Origin of the sequence: Novosphingobium sp. LASN5T (genome assembly GCF_003856955.1) — a bacterium.
Classification (GTDB): Bacteria; Pseudomonadota; Alphaproteobacteria; order Sphingomonadales; family Sphingomonadaceae; genus Novosphingobium.
Genome location: NZ_RQSI01000017.1, coordinates 1 through 20830 on the forward strand (window position 1 = coordinate 1; position 20830 = coordinate 20830).

General features: G+C 67.7%; 21 protein-coding genes and 1 tRNA gene. 8 read left to right on the plus strand and 14 right to left on the minus strand.

Annotated elements, in window-relative coordinates; all coding sequences use genetic code 11:
• The coding region (locus tag EH199_RS12620) for a murein hydrolase activator EnvC (RefSeq protein WP_148092152.1) at positions 1-468 on the plus strand (468 nt) is incomplete at its 5' end.
• Positions 465-1511: a TrkA family potassium uptake protein gene (locus EH199_RS12625; RefSeq protein ID WP_124809654.1), complete on the plus strand. Its 1047-nt coding sequence runs from the start codon at positions 465-467 to the stop codon at positions 1509-1511. The genes EH199_RS12620 and EH199_RS12625, both read left to right, overlap by 4 nt.
• 13 nt (positions 1512-1524) lie before the next feature.
• Here the strand turns inward: EH199_RS12625 and EH199_RS12630 are convergent, their stop codons facing one another.
• Positions 1525-1935 (minus strand): DUF1761 domain-containing protein, encoded by a 411-nt coding sequence (locus EH199_RS12630; RefSeq protein WP_190287258.1) that lies wholly within the window; start codon positions 1933-1935, stop codon positions 1525-1527.
• Between the two features lie 149 nt (positions 1936-2084).
• On the opposite strand from EH199_RS12630, the gene rimO reads away from it, so the two are divergent.
• The gene (gene rimO, locus EH199_RS12635) at positions 2085-3479 is read left to right on the plus strand and encodes a 30S ribosomal protein S12 methylthiotransferase RimO (RefSeq protein ID WP_124809655.1); all 1395 of its coding nucleotides are present in this window, start codon (positions 2085-2087) and stop codon (positions 3477-3479) included.
• A gap of 15 nt (positions 3480-3494) precedes the next feature.
• On the opposite strand, the gene EH199_RS12640 is transcribed toward rimO, so the two are convergent.
• From EH199_RS12640 to EH199_RS12655, 4 genes are all read right to left on the minus strand, one after another.
• On the minus strand, positions 3495-5132 hold the full coding sequence (locus EH199_RS12640; protein WP_124809656.1) for a M20/M25/M40 family metallo-hydrolase: 1638 nt from the start codon (positions 5130-5132) through the stop codon (positions 3495-3497).
• A gap of 135 nt (positions 5133-5267) precedes the next feature.
• Positions 5268-6821 (minus strand): hypothetical protein, encoded by a 1554-nt coding sequence (locus EH199_RS12645; RefSeq protein WP_124809657.1) that lies wholly within the window; start codon positions 6819-6821, stop codon positions 5268-5270.
• A 110-nt stretch (positions 6822-6931) separates the two neighbouring features.
• Positions 6932-7930, minus strand: coding sequence for an inorganic phosphate transporter (locus EH199_RS12650; RefSeq protein WP_124809658.1), 999 nt, complete (start codon positions 7928-7930; stop codon positions 6932-6934).
• A gap of 23 nt (positions 7931-7953) precedes the next feature.
• The gene (locus EH199_RS12655) at positions 7954-8601 is read right to left on the minus strand and encodes a DUF47 domain-containing protein (RefSeq protein ID WP_124809659.1); all 648 of its coding nucleotides are present in this window, start codon (positions 8599-8601) and stop codon (positions 7954-7956) included.
• 294 nt (positions 8602-8895) lie between these two features.
• Here EH199_RS12655 and EH199_RS12660 point away from each other — a divergent pair, with 294 nt between their 5' ends.
• Positions 8896-9726, plus strand: a complete 831-nt coding sequence (locus EH199_RS12660) for a TorF family putative porin (RefSeq protein ID WP_124809660.1) — start codon at positions 8896-8898, stop codon at positions 9724-9726.
• A 272-nt stretch (positions 9727-9998) separates the two neighbouring features.
• On the opposite strand, the gene EH199_RS12665 is transcribed toward EH199_RS12660, so the two are convergent.
• Complete coding sequence (locus EH199_RS12665) at positions 9999-10973, minus strand: magnesium and cobalt transport protein CorA (protein WP_124809661.1); 975 nt, start codon at positions 10971-10973, stop codon at positions 9999-10001.
• A gap of 161 nt (positions 10974-11134) precedes the next feature.
• Between EH199_RS12665 and EH199_RS12670 the strand changes: the two genes are divergently transcribed.
• The 3 genes from EH199_RS12670 to EH199_RS12680 all read left to right on the plus strand — a co-directional run bounded on the left by EH199_RS12670 (position 11135) and on the right by EH199_RS12680 (position 14098).
• Positions 11135-12682, plus strand: a complete 1548-nt coding sequence (locus EH199_RS12670; RefSeq protein ID WP_124809662.1) for an NAD(P)/FAD-dependent oxidoreductase — start codon at positions 11135-11137, stop codon at positions 12680-12682.
• Positions 12683-12773: 91 nt separating this feature from the next.
• Positions 12774-13535: a molybdopterin-binding protein gene (locus EH199_RS12675; RefSeq protein WP_124809663.1), complete on the plus strand. Its 762-nt coding sequence runs from the start codon at positions 12774-12776 to the stop codon at positions 13533-13535.
• Positions 13532-14098 carry a hypothetical protein gene (locus EH199_RS12680; RefSeq protein ID WP_124809664.1) on the plus strand — a complete coding sequence of 189 codons (567 nt, stop codon included), beginning with the start codon at positions 13532-13534 and terminating at the stop codon, positions 14096-14098. Before EH199_RS12675 ends, EH199_RS12680 begins: the two co-directional genes overlap by 4 nt.
• On the opposite strand, the gene EH199_RS12685 is transcribed toward EH199_RS12680, so the two are convergent.
• The 8 genes from EH199_RS12685 to EH199_RS12720 form a co-directional block, all read right to left on the minus strand.
• Positions 14082-15401 carry an alginate export family protein gene (locus EH199_RS12685; protein WP_223806644.1) on the minus strand — a complete coding sequence of 440 codons (1320 nt, stop codon included), beginning with the start codon at positions 15399-15401 and terminating at the stop codon, positions 14082-14084. The genes EH199_RS12680 and EH199_RS12685 overlap by 17 nt on opposite strands.
• Before the next feature lie 153 nt (positions 15402-15554).
• A complete protein-coding gene (locus tag EH199_RS24685; RefSeq protein WP_223806645.1) occupies positions 15555-15995 on the minus strand; it encodes a hypothetical protein in 441 nt (146 codons plus the stop codon).
• A gap of 43 nt (positions 15996-16038) precedes the next feature.
• Positions 16039-16740, minus strand: coding sequence for a 50S ribosomal protein L1 (gene rplA, locus EH199_RS12695; protein WP_124809666.1), 702 nt, complete (start codon positions 16738-16740; stop codon positions 16039-16041).
• A gap of 4 nt (positions 16741-16744) precedes the next feature.
• Complete coding sequence (gene rplK, locus EH199_RS12700) at positions 16745-17176, minus strand: 50S ribosomal protein L11 (RefSeq protein WP_124809667.1); 432 nt, start codon at positions 17174-17176, stop codon at positions 16745-16747.
• 175 nt (positions 17177-17351) lie between these two features.
• Positions 17352-18677: a M20/M25/M40 family metallo-hydrolase gene (locus EH199_RS12705; RefSeq protein WP_223806646.1), complete on the minus strand. Its 1326-nt coding sequence runs from the start codon at positions 18675-18677 to the stop codon at positions 17352-17354.
• A gap of 70 nt (positions 18678-18747) precedes the next feature.
• Entirely contained in the window at positions 18748-19284 is a 537-nt protein-coding gene (gene nusG, locus EH199_RS12710; RefSeq protein WP_124809668.1) for a transcription termination/antitermination protein NusG, read from the minus strand.
• Between the two features lie 47 nt (positions 19285-19331).
• The gene (gene secE / locus EH199_RS12715) at positions 19332-19526 is read right to left on the minus strand and encodes a preprotein translocase subunit SecE (RefSeq protein WP_124809669.1); all 195 of its coding nucleotides are present in this window, start codon (positions 19524-19526) and stop codon (positions 19332-19334) included.
• Positions 19527-19864: 338 nt separating this feature from the next.
• Positions 19865-19940, minus strand: a tRNA-Trp gene (locus tag EH199_RS12720).
• Positions 19941-20009: 69 nt separating this feature from the next.
• Between EH199_RS12720 and aat the strand changes: the two genes are divergently transcribed.
• Positions 20010-20828 carry a leucyl/phenylalanyl-tRNA--protein transferase gene (aat, locus tag EH199_RS12725; protein ID WP_190287259.1) on the plus strand — a complete coding sequence of 273 codons (819 nt, stop codon included), beginning with the start codon at positions 20010-20012 and terminating at the stop codon, positions 20826-20828.
• Positions 20829-20830 lie beyond the last annotated feature (2 nt).

Below are 20830 nucleotides of genomic sequence, written 5' to 3' on the forward strand. Positions count from 1 at the left end.
GCGCCAGCGCCGCGCCCGGCGCCGCCCTTGCGCCCCACGCCGGCCCCGCATGTGCGCGAGGCGGGCGCGCCTGCGCTGTCCTGGCCGGTATCGGGCGCGGTGCTGAGCCGCTTCGGCACGCCGGTTCCATCGGGGTCGGTCGCTTCCGGCCAGCGCAACCGGGGCATCGATCTGGCCGCCTACGCCGGGCTGACGGTGCGCGCCGCCGGTGCCGGCACCGTCATCTTCGCCGGCAACGAGCCCGAACGCTTCGGTCAGTTGATCGTCATCGATCACGGGCAGGGCTGGGCCACCGCCTATGCCTATCTCGGCCAGGTGCGGGTGAAGGAGGGCGATGTGGTGAAGGCGCGGCAAGCGATCGCCAGCGTCGGCAAGAGTGGCGAGGCGAAGCGGCCGACGCTGCACTTCGAGCTGCGCCGCGACAACGATCCGCGCGATCCGGTCGTGTACCTGCCAGTCCGGTTGTGAGGCCGGTCGGGCACCAGGCACTGCGCCGGCTGATCCGGGTTCCGGTGTGGGCCGATATCGCGTTGCGGCTATCGGCCGCCTTCGCGCTGCTGGCGCTGGTGGTGCTGATCCACTGGATCGACCGCGAAGGGCTGGCCGACAACCACGACGGGCACGTCAGTTTCCTCGACGTGGTCTATTTCACCATGATTTCCATCACCACGACCGGATTCGGTGACATTGCGCCGGTCAGCGATCGGGCACGACTGATCGAAACGGTGATCGTCACGCCGATCCGCCTGGCGGTGATCTTCATCTTCGTGGGCACAGCCTACAACTTCATCATCAAGCGCAGCTGGGAGAGGTGGCGCATGGCGCAGATCCAGAATGCCCTGTCGGGTCACGTCGTGGTGCTGGGCTTTGGCATATCGGGTTCCGAGGCGGTCGCCGAACTGATCGCGCGCGGAACCGATCCCGCGACGATCGTGGTGGTCGACGGGGCGGAAGGGCGGCTGGCGGAAGCAGAACGCATGGGGTGCAACGTGCTGCCCGGCGATGCCACCCGCGACACCACGCTGATCGACGTGCGCATCGCCAGAGCCAGCGCGATCCTGATTTCCGCCGGGCGCGACGATACCTCGATCCTCATCACGCTGACGGCGCGCCACCTGGCGCCGGGCGTGCCGATCAGCACCGTGGTTCGCGCCGCCGACAACGAAGTGCTGGCGCAGCAGGCGGGTGCCACCAACGTCATCAATCCGGTGCGCTTTACCGGGCAACTGCTCGCCGGCACCGCGCACGGGCAGCACACGGCCGGCTACCTCTCCGATCTCGCGTCGATTTCCGGGCGCGTCCACCTTGTCGAGCGGCCGGTGCGCGATGAGGAAGTGGGCCAGCCGCTGACTCGCCTGGCATCCGGTGGGCAGGGCTTGCGCATTTATCGCGGGGGCAAGGCCTATGGCTTCTGGGAAGCGGAAAGCAGGCAACTGGCGCCCGGCGACATGATCGTGGAAATCGTGCCGACCGCGCCGACCGATGGCGCCGCCGGCGGGGCTGCGGCCTGACGGTCGCCGGCGATCAGCGGATCACGAAGAACACAAGCCCCATCGCCAGGTAGGCGACCATCCAGAATCCGGCGTCGATGAGCGCGAGGCGGGTGGAAATCCGCTGCTGGGTATAGCTGATCCACAGCGACGGGATCACGAAGGCACCGGCAAGGCCGCCCGACATCATGAAATAGAGCCAGGGCTTCACCGCCAGCGTTTCGGGGCCGACGCGCGCGAACATGTGCCCCATCATCGATGCCGTCACCAGCAGCAGCGCGGCCGTGATCGCCAGCGTGCGCGCGGGTGCGGTGCGGGTGCCGAGGCCGCCAGGGCCGACCTCCTCCAGCTTGGCGCGGCCGAACAGCGGCCCATACCACACTGCGGTCACCGTCAGCGCGGCGAGCATAGCGAGAAACACCGCCAGCCAGTTCACCGGACCCATTCTGCTCTTTCCTCGCTTCCCGCCTCGCGAGACGGTAGCGAGATGACGTCACATTGGCAATTCGCGGGCGCTGCGATGATGGCTGATGACGCCGAATGATGATGCCGCATGATGACGGGCGGCGCGAATCCGCGTAAGGCGCGGTCGCCATGACATCCCAGGATTCCCCGCTCACGCTTCCCGAACCGCCGCGCGTCGGCATGGTCAGCCTTGGCTGCCCCAAGGCGCTGGTCGATTCCGAACGCATTCTCACGCGCCTGCGCGCCGATGGCTATGCCATGAGCGCGGACTATGCCGGGGCCGACGTGGTGCTGGTCAATACGTGCGGCTTCCTCGATTCGGCCAAGGAAGAAAGCCTGGCCGCGATCGGTGAGGCGATCGCCGAGAACGGCCGCGTGATCGTGACCGGGTGCATGGGCAACGAGGCGGAGCTGATCCGGGCGAAGTTCCCCGACGTGCTGGCGGTGACCGGCGCGCACCAGTACGAGGCGGTGGTGGAAGCGGTGCACGAAGCCGCGCCGCCCAGCATGGGGCCGTATTTCGACCTGATCCCGCAGGCGCTGGACGACCAGGGCGGGATCAAGCTGACCCCGCGGCATTACAGCTATCTCAAGATTTCCGAAGGCTGCAACCACGCCTGCGCGTTCTGCATCATCCCGTCGCTGCGCGGCAAGCTGGCCAGCCGGCGCATCGATGCCGTGCTGCGCGAGGCGGAGAAGCTGGTGGCGGCGGGGACCAAGGAACTGCTGGTCATCAGCCAGGATACCTCGGCCTACGGCGTGGACGTGCGGCACGAGGAGCGCGCGTGGAAGGGGCATCCCGTGCGCACCCACATGACCGACCTGGCGCGCGAGCTGGGCCAGCTGCGCACGCCGCAGGGCGAGGTACCGTGGGTGCGGCTGCACTACGTGTACCCCTATCCCCACGTCGACGCGGTGATTCCGCTGATGGCCGAAGGGCTGGTGACGCCCTATCTCGACATTCCGTTCCAGCATGCCGCGCCCAGTGTGCTCAAGGCGATGAAGCGCCCCGCCAACGAAGCGAAGGTGCTCGAGCGCATCAGGGCATGGCGTGACATCGCGCCCGATCTTGCCATCCGGTCGAGCTTCGTGGTCGGCTTCCCCGGCGAGACCGAGGCGGACTTCCAGTACCTGCTCGACTGGCTGGACGAGGCGCAGCTCGACCGCGTGGGCGGCTTCCGCTTCGAACCGGTGGACGGCGCCAGCGCCAACCACCTGCCCGATCCGGTGCCGGAGGAGGTCAAGGAAGAGCGCTACGCCCGGCTGATGGAAAAGACCGAGGCGATCAGCGCGGCCAGGCTCGCCGCCAAGGTCGGCCGCACGATCCAGGTGATCGTGGACGAGGTGGGCGAGCCGGACGAGGACGGCGATCTGGGCGCGACCGCGCGCAGCCAGGCGGATGCCCCGGAAATCGACGGCGCGGTCTATCTGCGCAACGTGCCCGCCACGCTGAAGCCGGGGGATTTCGCGCAGGTGCGGATCGAGGATGCCGACGCGCACGACCTCTATGGTGTGATCGCCTGAAGCGATCTCCCGCTCCTACTGGTTCGGGTCCGCCACCTTGAACGGATCGGTCGGCGCGGGCTGCGTGGGCAGCGGGCTGCGCGGCAGTTCCTTGTCGCTGTTGGCCGCCTGCCACAGCATCCCTGCCAGGATCACCGAGGCTTGCCGCATGTCGTCCGCGCGCATGTGGTCCAGCGTGTCGATGCTGGAATGGTGGACGCGGCTGTCGTAATCGAGCGGGTCCTGGATGAACTGATAGCCGGGCAGGCCGATCGACTGGAGATAGACGTGGTCGGTTCCGCCGGTCTTCTCCGCGACAACGCGGCCCGCGCCCATCGCCTTGAACGGGGCCAGCCAGTCGCCCAGGATCGCGCCTGCGCCCAGGTTGCCTTCGGCATAGATGCCGCGGAACCGGCCCGATCCGTTGTCCATGTTGAAGTAGGCTTTCAGCGCCGTGTATTCGGCCTTCGGCGTGATCGGGAAGGCATTGCGCCACGCCACGTAGGATTCAATGCCCGTCAGCGCGGGATCGACCGGGCGCGAGGCAAGGTGCTGTTCGATATAGGCGCGCGAGCCGAGCAGGCCCTGCTCCTCTCCGCTCCACAGCGCGAAGCGGATCGTGCGCTTCGGCCGGACGCCCAGCTTGGCGATCAGCCGCGCGGCCTCGATCACCGCCACGCTGCCGGCACCGTTGTCGTTGGCGCCATCGCCCGCGATCCAGCTGTCGAAATGCGCGCCGGCCATGACATAGCCCGCCTTGGGATCGGTGCCGGGGATTTCGGCGATGACGTTCTCCGCCATCAGGTTCTTGTCGTCGAAGCGCGCCTCGATGTTCAGTTCGATCTCGGGCGCGGCGCCGGTCTTCGCCAGGCGGACGAGGCGGCGGTAATCCTCCTGCGCCAGTTCCATCGCCGGCACGGCCAGCGTCTTGCCGGGCACGAAGTCATAGCCTTCGCCATGGACCAGCTTGCCATCGCGATAGCTCATGCGCACCAGCGCGAGCGCGCCTTCGGCCTTGAGGAATTCGGTCAGCTTGCGCAGGAAGCTGCGGTTGCGGATCTGCAGCGCGGCGGCTTCGGGATCGAAGCGCGGCTGGTCGAACTTGTCGAATTCGCCGATCTCGGCATCGCTGTAGCGCTTGAACACCGGGTCCTTGGATTCGCTGGTCGCGCCCGGAAGCGAGACGAGCACGATGCGGCCGGCGAGCTTGCCCTTCCATTCGGCGAAGTTCTCTTCCCGGCTCATCGGCGCGACGATCACCGGCGCGCGCACCGCGCCCGTGGTCGCCGGCGACCATGCCACCGGAATCGCGGTGAGCGCGAGCGGGCGGGGCGAGACCATCGCGGCGGACCAGCCGTCGGCGTTCCAGCCCAGCCCGAAGTTGAACGGTTCGGCGTGGATGTTGGCCAGGCCATAGCCGCGCAGCACGTCCATCGCCCAGCGTTCGGCCTTGCGGTGGTTTTCCGAATTGGTGAGGCGCGGGCCGATGCCGTCCATCAGCTGGCTGGCGGTGGTCATCACCGCGCTGCGGTTCATGCCTTCATCGATGATCCGCGCGACGGCGGCGTCCTCGGCCGGCCCGGCCAGCGCGGGCGCGGGCAGCAGCGGCGCGAGCAGGACAGAGAGCGCGGCGGCGGCGCGAAGGGCACCACGAAAGGCAGGACGGCTGGACATGGAAAAGGTTCTCCCCGGAAGGGTTCGGGCCGGAATGGACAAGGCTGCATCCTGCCATCGCCGCGCGCTTTGCCAAGGGGCAATGCCCGGAAATCCCACGCCCTTTTTGGCCACTTCCCGCGCGCGATCGCGTCGTCAGCGCCGCGCGGGGCGCAGGTCTTCCGGAAGATCGCGGCCTGCGCGATCGTAGGCGGCGCGCAGATCGGCGTCGGCGTCCATGAGTTCGCGTGCGCGGGGCAAGGTCCTGGCCGGATCGGGTACGAGGTCCGTGTCTTCTGGCTGGAGCAGTGTCAGCACGTCGGTCCGCATCTTCGGATCGGTGAGGCCGTCCTTCAGAAACTGCCGCGCGGCCGTCTCGTCCCCAAGGCATTGGGCCGCCCGCACCGACGCTGTCACCGCATCCCGCCAGTGGGCATAGACCGCCTCGCGCAGCAGGCGCTGGTCCTGGCCGGGCTGGGCGTGGTGCGTCGCGCAGAGGCGCAACGCCGACGCGGAAAGCCGGGCATAGGGGGAACCCTGCTCGTTGGCGACCTCGGTTGCGAGCGCGGCGGCCAGCATCGCCCGGTCCCACGCCCCGTGGCGCACCAGCCGTCCGGCGTTGTTGATGACGAAATTGACCATCCAGCCGCGCTCGCGCCACGGCAGGGCGGTGAGCCGGTCGAACAGGGCGTCCGCTTCGGCCGTGCGGCCCAGCGCGTCGAGCGCGCGCACCTCGGCATTGATGATCCAGCCGTCGTACTCGCCCGCCTTGCGCAGTCCCTTGTCGGTATGATCGATCCGCTGCGCCGCCGCGATCGCCTCGTCGAACCGTCCGGCATCGACCAGCGCATCCACCAGGCGCGACAGCACCAGGCGGTCCTCTGGCGCCTTGGAGAGATCGGCGGTGGCGGTCTCCACGCCCTGCAGCAGCATCGTTTGAGCATGGGGGCCGACGCGGCGAGCGAGCATGGGCCAGCCGCTTTCGTAGTCACGATCCACCAGCATATCGAGCGTGGGCTCGGCGTCGCGCAGTTGACCCACCAGCATCTCCGCCACGGCGGTATCGCCCGCCGCCAGCGCCGGGCGCAGAGCCTCGGCCGCCACGGAGCCGCGCATCTCGGGGGTGAGAGACGGAAACGCCGGCGACCGGGCAAGCGCCAGCACCGCGCGATCCTGGTTGCCGATGGCGGCCGTGCGCAGGCCGACGAAGATGGCGGGCCGCTGCAGGCCGGCGAACTCCGCCGCGTTGCCGCGCGCCGCGACATGGCCAAGGTGCTCGGCATAGGCATCGCCGTTGCCCGCGCGCAGGGCGGCCTGCATGGCGAGGAAATCGACCAGCACGCGCAGTTCGTCCCCGTCGCGGCCGAAACCCAACCCTTCGGCCTCCTCCCCCTCGCGCAGCGCATCGGGATAGCGGTCCTGGAACAGCGCGCAGTTGGAACGGAGCAGCGCGGCAATGGCCATCAGCCGCTGCGCCGGGCGCCGCCGCGCCATCTCGTCGGTATAGGGCACGGCCTCGCAGACGGCGGGCTTGCCCAGCTTGACCACTTCCTTGCCGAACCGGTCGAACAGTGCGGCATCGTCCATCGCCGCGATCTTTTCCGCCGGGGTCGCCGCGCGGGCGGGGGTGGCAAGCGGGGCAAGGGGCAGGGCCGTGGCCGCCAGCCCCGCGCCTGCCATCAGTGCGCGAAAACCTGCGCGAACCGCCATATGCTCCGTGCCCCTGTTGCCGCGCGCCAAACCCCGCACCGACGCAGAGTGTCGCGCGGGAAGCCCGCTGTCAAAGCCCGAACGGGCCTATGCTCAGAACAGCCCGCCGTTCAGAACAGGCGGGTGAGCAGGTAGAACGCGGCGCCCACGGCGGCGCTGGCGGGAATGGTGATGAACCACGCCACGACCACGCGCGTCGCCACGCCCCAGCGCACCGCGCTGGCGCGGCGGGCCGCGCCGGTGCCGACGACGGAGCCGGTGATGGCGTGCGTGGTCGAGACCGGAATGCCCATGGCACTGGCGCCGAACACCACGATCGAGCCGGCGGTGGAGGCGCAGAAGCCGGTGTGATGATTGAGCTGGGTCAGTTTGCTGCCCATCGTCTGGATGATCTTCCAGCCGCCCGAGAGCGTGCCCAGCGAAATCGCGGCGTAGCAGGCGATCACGACCCATTCGGGCACGTGGAATTCGCCTTTCAGCGTGCCCGTGGAATAGAGCAGCACCGCGATGATCCCCATCGTCTTCTGCGCGTCGTTGCCGCCGTGGCTGATCGAATAGGCCGCGCTGCTGACCAGGTGGAGCGACTTGAACACGCGCTCCGCCCGGCGCGGCTGGTATCCGCGGAACAGCCAGCTGGTGATCAGCACCATCAGCATGGCCAGCGCGAAGCCGATCATCGGCGACAGGAAGATCGCGACGATCGTCTTGCTGGTGCCCGAGCTTTCCACTGCGCCGAACCCGCCGTGCATGATGCCCGCGCCCAGCAGGCCGCCGATCAGCGCGTGGCTGGACGAGGAGGGAATGCCCTTCACCCAGGTCAGCACGTTCCAGAACATCGCGCCGATCAGCGCGCCGAACACCACCGCCGGCGTCACCACGTCCTTGTCGATGATGCCCTTGCCCACCGTTTCGGCGACGTGCAGGCCCACCATCCAGTAGGCCACGAAATTGCCGACGGCGGCGAACAGCACCGCCTGTACCGGCGAAAGCAGCCGCGTGGAAACCACCGTGGCGATGGAGTTGGCCGCGTCATGCAACCCGTTGAGGAAATCGAAGGCCAGCGCCAGCGCGATGAGGCCGACCAGCAGCGGAAAGGCGATTTCGTGCATGGTGCGCGTTCCCGGCCGGCCGATCAGGCGTGGTCGATGACGAGGGCGTCGATCTCGTTCGCGACATCCTCGAACGCGTCGGCGATCTTTTCGAGGTGCTTGTAGATTTCGCGCGAGACGATGAAGGCGACCAGATCGCCATCGCCGCGCCGGGTGATGAAGTTGGCCTTCAGCCCCGCCTGGTGAACAAGGTCCACTGCGCCTTCCAGCTTGACGATGCGCTCCGTCAACTGGTGCAGGCGCGCACCGTTGCGTTCCACGTCGCGCAGCAGGGGCATCGCTTCCGCGATGAGGTCGCAGGCTTCGACGATCTTGTCGGCCATGGCCTGCATTTCCGGCTCGAACTTCGCGACTTCGTAAAGCTCGATGGCCGATGCGGCGGCCTGCATTTCGTCGATCGTATCGTCCATGGCGGCGATCAGCGAGGTGATCGCGCCGCGATCGAACGGCGTCAGGAACGTGCGGCGCACGGTGTAGAGCACTTCGCGGATGATATCGTCCGCCTCGTGCTCGCGCTTGCGGATCGTGGCGATGTATTCCGCCGCATTGCCTTCCGAACGGGTCAGGCGCGAGAGCGCCTCGGCGGCGGCCACGAGCGTTGCGGCGTGGCGTTCGAACATGTCGAAGAAATCGCCGGACTTGGGCAGGAGGCGCTGGAACCAGCCGAACATCGCTATCGCTTCCGTAAAAAGTTCTGTCCCTGGAGCGAATCGCGGTCTGCGCGCGGTGCTCGTCGGGCGCACTAGGAGAGTTGCCCGCCTCTCTCAATATGAACGTGCCATATTGTCCACCGGCGCGGCGGCGCGCGATCCAGCAACGTTTCCTTACACAAAGGCAAAATGGGGGCAAAAATGGCTGCCTATCCCAACGTTTCCGGCGTGAAGCGGCCCCACACCAGACAGAGTGGCAGCGAGCGGCGGACGCAGGCGGAACGTTCCCAAGACAAGTCCAGGGAGGACGTTCCAATGTTCTATCGTGTCGCGGCGGCGGTTGCCGCGCTTGCTTTCTCGGTCCCCGCGCTGGCCCAGGAAGCCCCCAAGCCCATTACCGTTTCCGGGTCTGCCGCCATCGTTTCGGACTATCGCTTCCGTGGCGTGTCGCAGAGTGACCGCGCGCTGGCCGTGCAGGCCGGTCTGACCGTGTCGCACGAAAGCGGCCTCTATGTCGGCACCTGGGCTTCCAACCTTTCGGGCTGGGGCACCTTCGGCGGTTCCAACACCGAACTGGACATCTACGGCGGCTACAAGATGCCGATCGGTGGCGTCACGGTGGACGTGGGCCTGACCTGGTACATGTATCCGGGCGGCGCGGACAAGACCGACTTCGCCGAGCCTTACGTCAAGCTTTCGGGCACCGTCGGCCCGGTCAGCCTGCTGGCGGGCGTTGCCTATGCGCCCAAGCAGGAATCGCTGGGCCGCTGGTATCTGAGCGGGGCGTCCTACGCCACCGGCGTGCCCGATGCGCCGGGCGCCAAGTCGGACAACCTCTATGTCTGGACCGACGCCAGCGCGGCGATCCCCAACACCCCGGTCATGCTGAAGGCGCATGTCGGCTATTCGGACGGCAACGCCGGCCTTGGCCCCAACGGCACCTCGGTCGCGCCCACGGGCAAGTATGCCGACTGGATGCTGGGCGCCGATGTGGCGGTCGGCCCGGTGGTGCTGGGCGTGGCCTATGTCGATACCGACATCAGCAACAAGGAAGCGCTCTACCTCCAGCCGAACTTCTCGCAGACCAAGAACGGCTCCTCGATCGCCGGCGCGGCGGTGGTGGTTTCGGGCACCGTTGCCTTCTGATCGCCTGACGATCGGCCTTTTTCCGCATGCATGAGCCTGCCGCCTGCCCCCTCATCGGGGCGGGCGGCCTTTTTTATGGTACGCCAGCACATGCGGCGCATGGGAAGCCCACCCCGCTGCGACTAACGCCGCCTGCGGCTGCGCAAGTCTCGCTCCCCTCCCGCTTGCGGGAGGGGCTGGAGGTGGGACCACCCTCTCGGTAGCAGCGCGCTGATCGTCTTTCCCTGATCGATATTTTCAGAATAGTGAAAAAGAATGCATCATTCTGAAAATCACAGCCAGCCGATCCGCTTGAAACGATACCATAGCCCGCCGCAGACGGAGAGGATCACGCTCCACACCAGGAAATAGCCGAAGCGCCATTTCAGCTCGGGGATATATTCGAAGTTCATGCCATAGATGCCGGCAATCGCGGTGGGCACCGCCAGGATCGCGGCCCAGGCGGCGAGCTGGCGGGTCATCTCGCCCTGGCGGTGCTGTTCCAGCAGGCTGGCGGTCTCGACGATCGCTGCCAGCGTTTCCTTGACGCCGCGCACCCGCGTCAGCGCACGGTGCACATGGTCCAGCACATCGCGGAACCAGATGCGCGCCGCCGGATCGATCGTCGGCAGGTCCGCCTCGACCAGCCGCGCGCACATTTCCTGCATCGGCCCGATCACCCGTTCGAACCGGCGCAACTGGCGGCGCAGGCGGAAAATGCGGCGGATCGTGGCCGGCCCGGGGAAGGTTTCGATCGCCGCCTCCTCCATGTCCTGCGCCACGTCTTCCAGCCCATCGGTGATCGGCTGGTAGCCATCGACGATGAAATCGAGAATGGCGTGCAGCACGTAGTCCGGCCCTTCGGCGAGCCGTTCGGCGCTGGCCTCCAGTTCCTGGCGCAGCGTCAGGTGCGCACGCGTGCTGCCGAAGCGCACCGAGATGATGAAGTCGGCCCCCAGGAAGAACGCGGTCTGGCCATAGGAGATGATCTCGCCATCGTGCAGGCTGGCCGTGCGCGCCACTGCGAACAGCTGCTTTCCGTAGGCCTCCACCTTGGGCAGCTGGCGCGGATTGAGCGCATCTTCCACCGCCAGCGGATGCAGCCCGTATTGCCGGCGCACCCGCTCCATCTCCTCCACGGTCGGTTCGCACAGGCCGATCCAGTCGAACGTCTGGGGCGGCAGCGGCGCGCGCGGTACGCCATCGAGCACGATGTCGACTTCGTGGGCCTGGCCCTGGCTGTAGCGGCGGGACGCAATGATCGGCATGGGCCTGCTTGTGGCAAAGCCCGCAGTCGCGCGCAATCGCCCCTGGCTGGTCCATCGCGGCGGGCCGAGTCGGCAAGCCGCTGAAGGCGCGAATCGGGCTGGCAATTCGCGGGGATTGCGATAGGTTCGGTTGCAATCAGAAACTGGAGGGGTTTGGAATCATGGGTGCAGCCGCGTTGAAGCCGGAAGGGCAGACGGAAAGACCGGCGACCAGCGCGACGCCGGACGTCGACGTGGCGATCGTCGGTGCCGGCCTTTCGGGCATCGGCATGGCCGCGCACATGCAGATGATGTGCCCCGGCAGCAGCTATGTCATCCTCGAGCGGCGCGAACAGATCGGCGGCACCTGGGATCTGTTCCGCTACCCCGGCATCCGTTCGGACAGCGACATGCACACGCTGGGCTTCATCTTCGAACCGTGGAAGCACGAGAAATCGATCGCGGACGGCCCGGCCATTCTCGAATATCTGAACCGCATCGCCGACGAGCGCGGCATCCGCCCGCATATCCGCTTCGGCACCAAGGTGCTGTCCGCCGACTGGGACAGCGCGCGGGCGCTGTGGACGGTGAAGACCGAGGACGAGGCGGGCACCCGCCGGAGCGTGACCGCGCGGCTGCTGTACCTGGGTTCGGGCTATTACGATTACGACACTCCGCATGATGCGCAGTTCGCCGGCCGCGAGGATTTCAGGGGCACGATCATCCATCCGCAGTTCTGGCCGAGCCATCTGGACTATGCGGGCAAGCGCGTGGTGGTGATCGGTTCGGGCGCGACGGCGGTGACGATCGTGCCGTCGATGACGCACAAGGCCGCGCACGTCACCATGCTCCAGCGCACGCCGACGTGGTACGCGATCCGCCCTGCGCGCGATGCCCTGGCCAACGCGTTGCGCCGCATCCTGCCGGAAAAGGTCGCCTATGCGATCACCCGCTTCAAGAACGTGCGGCTGCAGAACCTGGTGTTCAAGCGCGCCCGCAGCCAGCCGGAAAAGGTCAAGGACTACCTGACCAAGAAGATCAAGGCGGCGCTCGGCGACAAGTACGATGCCAAGACCTTCACCCCGCCCTACGATCCGTGGGACCAGCGCCTGTGCCTGGTGCCCGATGCCGACATGTTCGAGGCGATCAAGGCGGGCAAGGCCGATATCGTGACCGATCACATCGACCGCTTCGACGCCACCGGCATCCAGCTCAAGTCCGGCCGCCATCTCGATGCCGACGTGATCATCACGGCCACCGGCCTGCGCCTGACCATGGGCGGCAAGATCGCGCTGAGCCTCGATGGCGTGCCGATGAACTTCGCCGACCACTTCTACTACAAGGGCTGCATGTTCTCGAACGTGCCCAACCTGGTGGCGGTGTTCGGCTATCTCAACGCCTCGTGGACGCTGCGCGCGGACCTCATTTCCGATTACGCCTGCCGTTTGCTCAACACGATGAAGGCAAAGGGTGCGCACGTGGCGACGCCGGTGCTGGCGGCCGATCACGGGCTGGTCGAGGACAACGTGTTCGATTTCTCGTCGGGCTATCTCCAGCGCGCGCTGACTATCATGCCCAAGAGCGCGGCCGCGCTGCCCTGGCGGCTCAACCAGGATTACGTTTACGACAAGGCGTGGATGAAGGCCTCGCCGATCGAGGACGGCATCCTGGCGCTCGGCCGCGCGCAGCCGGCGGCGCAGGCGCAGCCCCAGCTCGAAGCGGCCGAATAGCGATCGTCCGCTCCGGACCCGCGCGGCCTTTGGGGCATCGCGGCCGGGGCACGCTTGCACTGGCGCGGGTTTGCGGTATCGGTTCTTCCCGATGACCAACGAAACCCGCATCTGGACCGCCGCGCTGATCGTGATCGGCGACGAAATCCTGTCTGGCCGCACGCAGGACAAGAACATCGCGCAGATCGCCACCTGGCTGGGCGTGCAGGGCATTCGCCTGCGCGAAGTGCGCGTGGTGCCCGATGTGATGGATGCTATCGTGGAGGCGGTGAACACGCTGCGCGCGCGCAACGACTATCTGTTCACCACCGGCGGCATCGGCCCCACGCACGACGACATCACCGTGGACGCGGTGGCGCAGGCGCTGGGCGTGGACGTGGAAATCCACCCCGATGCGCGCAAGGTGCTGGAGGATTACTACGCCACGCGCGGCGGGCTGAACGAGGGCCGGCTGCGCATGGCGCGCGTGCCGGCGGGGGCGAACCTGATCGAGAACCGCATGTCGGGCGCGCCGGGCATCCGCATCGGCAACGTGTTCCTGATGGCCGGGGTGCCGCACATCACCGCGCAGATGCTCGACGGGCTGACGGGCACGCTGGAAGGCGGGCTGCCGCTGCAATCGGCAACGATCGGCTGCTGGGTTCCCGAAAGCGAGATTGCCGAGCTTCTCAGCAAGACCGAGAGAGCGTTCGACGGGTGCCAGATCGGCAGCTATCCGTTCTTCCGCGAAGGCCGGGTGGGCGCGAACTTCGTGATCCGGTCGACCGATACCGCGCAGCTCGAAGCCTGCGCGGCGGCGCTGATCGCCGGGCTGGAAGCGACCGGGCGGGAAGCGGTGGCAGGCGGCATTTGACCGTTCGCCGCGCGGGCGCCGTGGCCGTGCTGGCGGCGGCGTCGATGGCGGGATGCTCCCCCACGCTGCACCGTTTCGAAGCCACGCTGGCCGCGCACGACAGCGCGACGCAGGCGCTGGGCGAATGGTGCGCGGCGCGCGGTATCGCGCAACCGGCGACGATCCGCGCCATGGCGGACCGGGATGCGCGCGATGCGCCATCGCCCGCCGTGCGCAAGGCGCTGGGGGTGACGGCGGACGAGCCGGTCGCCTATCGCCATGTCCGCCTGGCCTGTGGTGGAACCGTGCTGTCCGATGCGCGCAACTGGTACGTGCCGGCGCGGCTGACGCCCGCGATGAACCGCACGCTGGAGACGACCGACATGCCGTTCGGCAAAGTCGTCATGCCGCTCGGGTTCCGGCGCGAACGGCTGGAGGCGCGGCGTGGGCGGGCGGCGGAATGCCCTGCCGGTACGGTCCTGTCGCACCGCGCGGTCTTGCGTCTGGGTGGGGGAACCGCGATCAGCCTGGTCGTGGAATGCTACACCCGCGCCAATCTGGCGCCGGTCAGAACAGCGCGCTGAGGTTGAACGAGACGTAGCGCGTGGTCCGCCCCGGCGGCGCGTTGGGCGCGTCGGTCAGAAAGCGGCCCTTGGCCAGCAGCACGCCATCCAGTTCCAGCCGCAGATGGCGCGGCAGCAGCCAGTAGCGCAGCCGCGCGTCGAACTGGTGCCCGGCGAAGGAGCCCGACCGGCCGCTGGCATCGCGCACGCCAGTGGTGGCGAAACTGTCGCGCGAGTCGGCCAGCCACATCGGATGATAGGTCGCCAGCAGGTCCAGCCGCCGGTCGGACGCGGTTTCCAGCCGGATTCCGGGCGTCATGATATTGGCGCGCGTGACCGCGTTGTAGATGCCCGAAGGCGCGAAATCGCCGCGCCGCATACCGAACAGCGTATCGAAACGGCCATAGCGGCCACCACTGCCCGCGCCGCTGGCATAGTCGAACTCGATCGACAGGCGCGGGCGCCACGGGCCGGCGAACGTGTAACCCGCATCGGCATGGAAGAACGTGGCGCGCACCGGCAATTCGGGCGCGGTGGCGGCCAGCGAGGTGCGGGTGTGCCCCCACTGGACCATCACCTCCGCCTCGCCATCGGCATGGCCGGGGCGCGGATCGGCGATCACGCGCGCGCTCGCCGTGCTCAGCGACCGGTCGCGGGTAGGACGGCCGGGGGCGTCGCGTTCGCCGAAATGGAAGAAGCCCAGCTCAGCCGTGACCGGGACCGCCGCGCCCGCGCGCGAGACGGAGCGGCTGACGATCCCGCCCCACAGCACCGCGTCGAAGCTTTCGCGATCCAGCTCCACCTTGCCGCTGCGTAGCGATGCCGCATCGTCGGGCAGGCGCATCGCCGGCAGGGCATAGATCAGCGTGGCCTGCAAGCCGCGCCGCCCGGCGATGTCCACGCGCACGCCGGTATTGCTGTTGACCGTGTTGCGGTATTCGTCGGCCGCGATCAGCCGGCGCGATCCCAGCGCCAGGGTGAAGCGCCCGCCCTGCACCGAAACCTTGGTGCCCGGCCCCAGTACAGGCCCCAGATCATAGCCGACGAAGGCCTGCACCGGTTCCAGCGTGTTCACTTCGCTGGTGGTCACGGGGGTGCCCGGATCGGCGTTCCACACGCGGCTGTCGTGGATTTCGGCGACCACGCGAAACGGCCCGCTGCGATATTGCGCCAGCACCTGCGTGCGCAGGTTGACCAGCGTATCTCTGCTGTCGAAGCCGGGGCGCGCCTGTCCGTCGATCGCCTCCACGCGCAAGCGCACGTTGCCGGTTACGCGCAGGCCGTCATCCGCTTCCGCCGCGCGTGCCGTCACGGACGCCGTCATCGCGATAGCCATGGAGGCGGTGGACGCTCGCCGCCACAGCGGCCTGGTCCTTCCGGACAGTGTGATCCCCAACGCGCGGCCCCTTCCGCATCGCGCGATTCGCGATAGCGCGCGTTAGAGCGGGGGCGGTCAGCCGGTCAATCTGCCGAAAGATCAATCGTCCCGGGCGAACGGATCTTCCCCGGCGCCGGCGCCGGTCCAGACGCCCGCCTGCGCCTCGACATAGGCTTCCAGTTCGCGCCAGTGCCGGTCCCAGCCGGGGCCGCGCCGGGCAGGGGGCACTTCGGCCTCCACCATGGCGCGGGCGCGCCGCACGGGATTGCCGGCCGGGTCGGAAGGCGGATTGCTGCGAAGCGGATCGTCGGCCATGCGCGCGTCCTGCACCAGCGTCGCCGGCAAGGATAGCGCGCTTGCGAAAAAAGCCGTGGCATCGTTTGCCAAAGTAACGCGCAGGCGGCCCACCCCGCTGCGACTAACGCCGCCTGCGGCGACGCAAGTCTCGCTCCCCTCCCGCTTGCGGGAGGGGTTGGGGGTGGGCAGCGCGCCATCGGTGGCGGATACTATGATCGCCACGAAAAAGGGCCGGGGAGACATGCCCCCCGGCCCTTTTTCGCGATTGGTCAGGATCGGCCGGAAATCAGCCGCCGTGCACCTGCGCGACGTCGATCTTGAGGCCCGGGCCCATCGACGAGGACAGGCCGACCTTGCGGACGTACTTGCCCTTGGCGCCAGCCGGCTTCGCCTTGACGATCGCATCGACGAACGCGTCGAAGTTGGCGCGCAGCGCTTCGTTCGAGAACGAGAGCTTGCCGATGCCGCCATGGATGATGCCGGCCTTTTCGACGCGGAATTCGATCTGGCCGCCCTTGGCAGCCTTGACCGCTTCGGCAACGTTCGGCGTGACGGTGCCGAGCTTCGGGTTCGGCATCAGGCCCTTGGGGCCGAGCACCTTGCCGAGGCGGCCGACGATGCCCATCATGTCGGGCGTGGCGATGACGCGACCGTAGTCGAGGTTGCCGGCCTGCATGTCTTCGAGCAGGTCTTCCGCACCCACCTTGTCGGCGCCGGCGGCGAGAGCGGCTTCGGCCTTGTCGCCACGGGCGAACACGGCGACCTTCACGTCCTTGCCGGTGCCCGAGGGCAGCGTGACCATGCCACGAACCATCTGGTCGGCGTGGCGCGGATCGACGCCGAGGTTCAGCGCGACTTCGAGCGTCTGGTCGAACTTGGCGCTCTGGAGGTCCTTGAGAAGCTGGATCGCTTCGTCAACGCCATAGAGCTTCTGGTTGTCGCCCAGCTTTTCCGTGAGCGACTTCTGCTTCTTGGTCAGGTTCACCATGGGATCAGCCCTCCACAACCTGCAGGCCCATCGCGCGCGCGGAGCCTTCGATGATCTTCGTCGCCGCGTCGATGTCGTTCGCGTTCAGGTCCTGCATCTTGGCCTGGGCGATTTCGGCGAGCTGCGAGCGCTTGATCGTGCCGGCCGATTCCTTGCCCGGCGTCTTCGAGCCGGACTTGAGACCGATGGCCTTCTTGATCAGGTAGGTTGCCGGCGGCGTCTTGGTGACGAACGTGAACGAGCGATCCGCATAGACCGTAATGATGGTCGGAAGCGGCATGCCCTTTTCCAGTTCCTGCGTGGCAGCGTTGAACTGCTTGCAGAATTCCATGATGTTCACGCCGCGCTGGCCCAGGGCCGGGCCGATCGGCGGTGCAGGCTTGGCATCGCCGGCGGCGACCTGCAGCTTGATGTAACCTTCGATTTTCTTGGCCATTGCTGGCCTCCTTTCTTCCTGTCGGAGACCGGAAGTTCCGGCTCCTCAGAGTGAGCGGTCAGACGAGGGCGAACCCTCTTCCGCACGGATTTCCGGTTGCCCGGAAGCGCGCGCACCTAGCGCAAATGGCGCGAAATGCAAGGGGATTCGGGGTGGGGACGCGGCATGCCGCGCTTCACGGCAGCGCGTTGGCGGCCCCCAGCACCGTCGCCATGGCAGCCGCCGCGCCGCGCACGCTGGCGTCTTCGGCCACGTCGATCCATTCGCTCGGCGCGTGCGCACCGCCGCCATCACCGCCCGCGCCAATGGCGATGGCCGGAATCCCGAGGTTCATCGGCACGTTGGCATCGGTCGACAGGGGCTCGAAGTGCGGCGCGAACCCCGCCGCACGCGCCGCCGTCGCCGCGATCACCGCAAGCGGCGCGGTTTCGGGCGTGGTGCCGGCGGGGCGATTGCCGATCGGCTTGAAGGTCACGGCGATCCGGCCGCCGTCGGTCGATCGGGCGCGGTTCTCCTCGTCCACCGCCGCCGTGGCGATGGCATGGAGCGCAGTATCGATGCGGTCGATTTCCGCCGGCGATTCGGAGCGGATGTCGACATCGAGGAAGACTTGCGCCGGGATCGTGTTGACCGAGGTGCCGCCACCCACCACGCTGGCGGAATAGGTGGTGCGCGGCTGCGCGGGCACGGGAATGCCGTAAAGCCCGGTCACGGTGCGCGCCAGCGCCGCCAGCGGGTTGACGATGCCGAACTTGTCGAAGCTGTGCCCGCCCGGTCCGTCGAACACCAGGCGCCAGCGCCGCGATCCCACTCCGCGCGTGGTGATCCAGCCCGCGCCCGCGCCATCGATGGTGATGAACCCGGCCGCCTGTTTCGCGCGCGGGTCCTGCGCGAAGAAATGGCGCATCCCGCGCAGATCGCCCGGCCCTTCCTCGCCCACGTTGGCGATGAACACGATATCGCGTTCGGTGCGGATGCCGGCCTTGTCCATGGCGCGGACCATCGCCAGCATCACCGCCAGGCCCAGAGTATCGTCGCCGATGCCGGGCGCCATCAGGCGGGTGCCTTCGCGGCGGACTTTCACGTCGGTGCCGGCCGGGAACACGGTATCGAGATGCGCGGCCACGATCAGCGGCGCAAGCGCGGGCGTCGTGCCCCGGCGCGTGGCGATGACGTTGCCGATGCCGTCGATTGCCGCATCGGGCAGGCCGCCCGCGCGCATCATTGCGGCCATGGCGTGGCCGCGCACCTCCTCGCCGAACGGTGGCGCGGGAATTTCGGTCAGGGTGACGATATCGTCGACCAGCCGGGCATGATCCGCGCGCAACGCCTCCCGCGCGGCGGCGAACCGGGGCGAGGCCAGCAGGCGTTCAAGTTCTCTGGCCAGTTCCCCGGGCGCTTTGGCGGCGGAAGCGGGAACGGGGGCAGGCGGGCGTGGCGCGGCGCTTTCCGCGACCGGCGCGGATGCTGCCGCCAGCGCGAGGATCAGGGTGGTCAGCAACGGACTCTCCGGTCAGCGGCCAGCGCGCGGCGAAAGCGCGCCGGTCCGGCCTGCCGGCGCGTCCGTGGAATTACTTGACCAGTTCGACTTCCTCGAACGCCAGTTCGACCGGCGTGGCGCGGCCGAAGATCGACACGGCGACCTTCACGCGCTGCTTTTCGAAATCGAGTTCTTCCACCGTGCCGTTGAACGAGGCGAACGGGCCGGCGTTGACCTTGACCGAATCGCCGATCTCGTAATCGACCGCCACGTTCTTGCGCGGTTCGGCGGCGGCCTGTTCGCGCGCGCCGAAGTAGCGGGCGGCTTCCTTGTCGGAAATCGGCTGCGGCTTGTTGTTGGTGCCGAGGAAACCGGTGACCTTGGGCGTGTTCTTGACGAGGTGGTAGATGTCGTCGTTCATCGCCAGCTTGGCCAGCACGTAGCCGGGCATGAACTTACGTTCGACCTGCACCTTCTTGCCGCGCTTCACCTCGGTCACGGTTTCGGTCGGCACTTCCACCGCCTCGACCAGTTGCGACAGGCCGATCCGTTCCGCTTCGGCGAGGATCGAATCGCGCACCTTGTTTTCGAAACCGGAATAGGCGTGGATGATGTACCAGCGAGCCATGGAAAATCCTTGAAGTCTTGTCAGGTGCCGAAGGGAGGCGGCAGGCTTCAGGCCTGCGAGAGCAGCCAGCGCACGACGAAGCCGAACAGGCTGTCGATGCCGAGGAAGAACACCGCCAGGATCAGCATCATGATGCCGACGAAGATCGCGGTGGTGGTGGTTTCCTGCCGCGTCGGCCAGACCACCTTGCGCGCTTCCGCGCGTACCTGGTTGATGAATTCGCCGGGGCTGGTCTTCGCCATGATCCTTGCCGCTTTCGCTACCTGATGAAATCCTGTCTTCCGCCTAGGGGACATCGCCGCCCCGGACAGGTCCGGGAGGGGCAGGCGATGTTTCCGATGTCGGAAGATGGCCGATATCTAGGCGCAAGCCGGCGGATTGGCAAGAGCGGCGAGAGCGGTGACGGATCGCGACGATTCGCGGAGCGGCGGGCGGCGGTTGCCGGCGGCGCGATTGCGTCCGTTCCGGACTCTTCGCCGCCGTGCCGCGGGACCGGTCGGGAACGGGTCGCGCGCGTCGCCCAAGCGGACGCACAAACCTGAAAGGAAACGAAAACCTCTCTACGCCGGGGCGGAGAGGATGGCAGGAGTGGCAGGATTCGAACCCGCGGCCCTCGGTTTTGGAGACCGATGCTCTACCAACTGAGCTACACTCCTGTGCTCGGAAAAGCGCCCTTAGTGGGTTGACGGCGCGAGTGCAACCGACTCAAAGACATTTCGACGACGATGACGCCGCCCGACGAACCGATCATCCCGCCCGAGCTGTTGCTCAAGGCCTATCGCGCGGGAATTTTCCCGATGGCGGACAGTCGCGACGATCCCGAGGTGTTTTGGGTGGAGCCGCGGATGCGGGCGATCCTGCCGCTCGACGGGTTCCACCTGTCCCGCTCGCTGGCGCGCACGCTGCGGCGCGGGCGGTTCACGGTGACGTGCAACGCCGCGTTCGATTCGGTGATCGACGCCTGCGCCGCGCCGCGCCCGGATGCGGAGGAAAGCTGGATCAGCCGGCGCATCCGCGAAAGCTACCGCAAGCTGCACGCGGTCGGACACGCCCATTCGATCGAGACCTGGGCCGACGGACGGCTGGTTGGCGGGCTCTATGGCGTGGGCTTCGCCCGCGTGTTCTGCGGCGAAAGCATGTTCAGCCGGATGAACGACGCGTCCAAGGTGGCGCTGGCCTGGCTGGTGGCGGCCCTGCGGCGATCGGGCGCGGAATTGCTCGATTGCCAGTTCACCACGCCGCACCTGGCCTCGCTGGGCGCGGTCGAAATTCCGCAGGAACGATACCTCGACATGCTGCGCCACGCTCAGCGGCCTCAATCGTCGGTGCTGGCGCCAGACGGTTTCGGAGTGGCCGGCTTCGGGGTGGCGGGCTTGGGGGCGGCAGGCTTGGGAGCGGCCGGCGTTGCGGCCGAGGATGGTGCCGTGGCCGGCGCCGGCGCGGTGCTCGGCTTGCCCGCAGGTTTCGCCGCGCTGCTGGCGGAGGCGGGATCGTCTTCCTCGCCGGGGAACTTCATCGCGCAGTCCTTGACCCACACGTCATAGGC

Bases quoted from the DNA above. Each gene is read 5' to 3' on its own strand.
- EH199_RS12630 (WP_190287258.1), bottom strand. From the start codon at position 1,935: ATGGGTCCGGTGAACTGGCTGGCGGTGTTTCTCGCTATGCTCGCCGCG.
- rimO (WP_124809655.1), top strand. From the start codon at position 2,085: ATGACATCCCAGGATTCCCCGCTCACGCTTCCCGAACCGCCGCGCGTC.
- EH199_RS12640 (WP_124809656.1), bottom strand. From the start codon at position 5,132: ATGTCCAGCCGTCCTGCCTTTCGTGGTGCCCTTCGCGCCGCCGCCGCG.
- EH199_RS12645 (WP_124809657.1), bottom strand. From the start codon at position 6,821: ATGGCGGTTCGCGCAGGTTTTCGCGCACTGATGGCAGGCGCGGGGCTG.
- EH199_RS12650 (WP_124809658.1), bottom strand. From the start codon at position 7,930: ATGCACGAAATCGCCTTTCCGCTGCTGGTCGGCCTCATCGCGCTGGCG.
- EH199_RS12655 (WP_124809659.1), bottom strand. From the start codon at position 8,601: ATGTTCGGCTGGTTCCAGCGCCTCCTGCCCAAGTCCGGCGATTTCTTC.
- EH199_RS12660 (WP_124809660.1), top strand. From the start codon at position 8,896: ATGTTCTATCGTGTCGCGGCGGCGGTTGCCGCGCTTGCTTTCTCGGTC.
- EH199_RS12665 (WP_124809661.1), bottom strand. From the start codon at position 10,973: ATGCCGATCATTGCGTCCCGCCGCTACAGCCAGGGCCAGGCCCACGAA.
- EH199_RS12670 (WP_124809662.1), top strand. From the start codon at position 11,135: ATGGGTGCAGCCGCGTTGAAGCCGGAAGGGCAGACGGAAAGACCGGCG.
- EH199_RS12675 (WP_124809663.1), top strand. From the start codon at position 12,774: ATGACCAACGAAACCCGCATCTGGACCGCCGCGCTGATCGTGATCGGC.
- EH199_RS12685 (WP_223806644.1), bottom strand. From the start codon at position 15,401: ATGACGGCGTCCGTGACGGCACGCGCGGCGGAAGCGGATGACGGCCTG.
- EH199_RS24685 (WP_223806645.1), bottom strand. From the start codon at position 15,995: ATGTCTCCCCGGCCCTTTTTCGTGGCGATCATAGTATCCGCCACCGAT.
- rplA (WP_124809666.1), bottom strand. From the start codon at position 16,740: ATGGTGAACCTGACCAAGAAGCAGAAGTCGCTCACGGAAAAGCTGGGC.
- rplK (WP_124809667.1), bottom strand. From the start codon at position 17,176: ATGGCCAAGAAAATCGAAGGTTACATCAAGCTGCAGGTCGCCGCCGGC.
- nusG (WP_124809668.1), bottom strand. From the start codon at position 19,284: ATGGCTCGCTGGTACATCATCCACGCCTATTCCGGTTTCGAAAACAAG.
- secE (WP_124809669.1), bottom strand. From the start codon at position 19,526: ATGGCGAAGACCAGCCCCGGCGAATTCATCAACCAGGTACGCGCGGAA.
- aat (WP_190287259.1), top strand. From the start codon at position 20,010: ATGACGCCGCCCGACGAACCGATCATCCCGCCCGAGCTGTTGCTCAAG.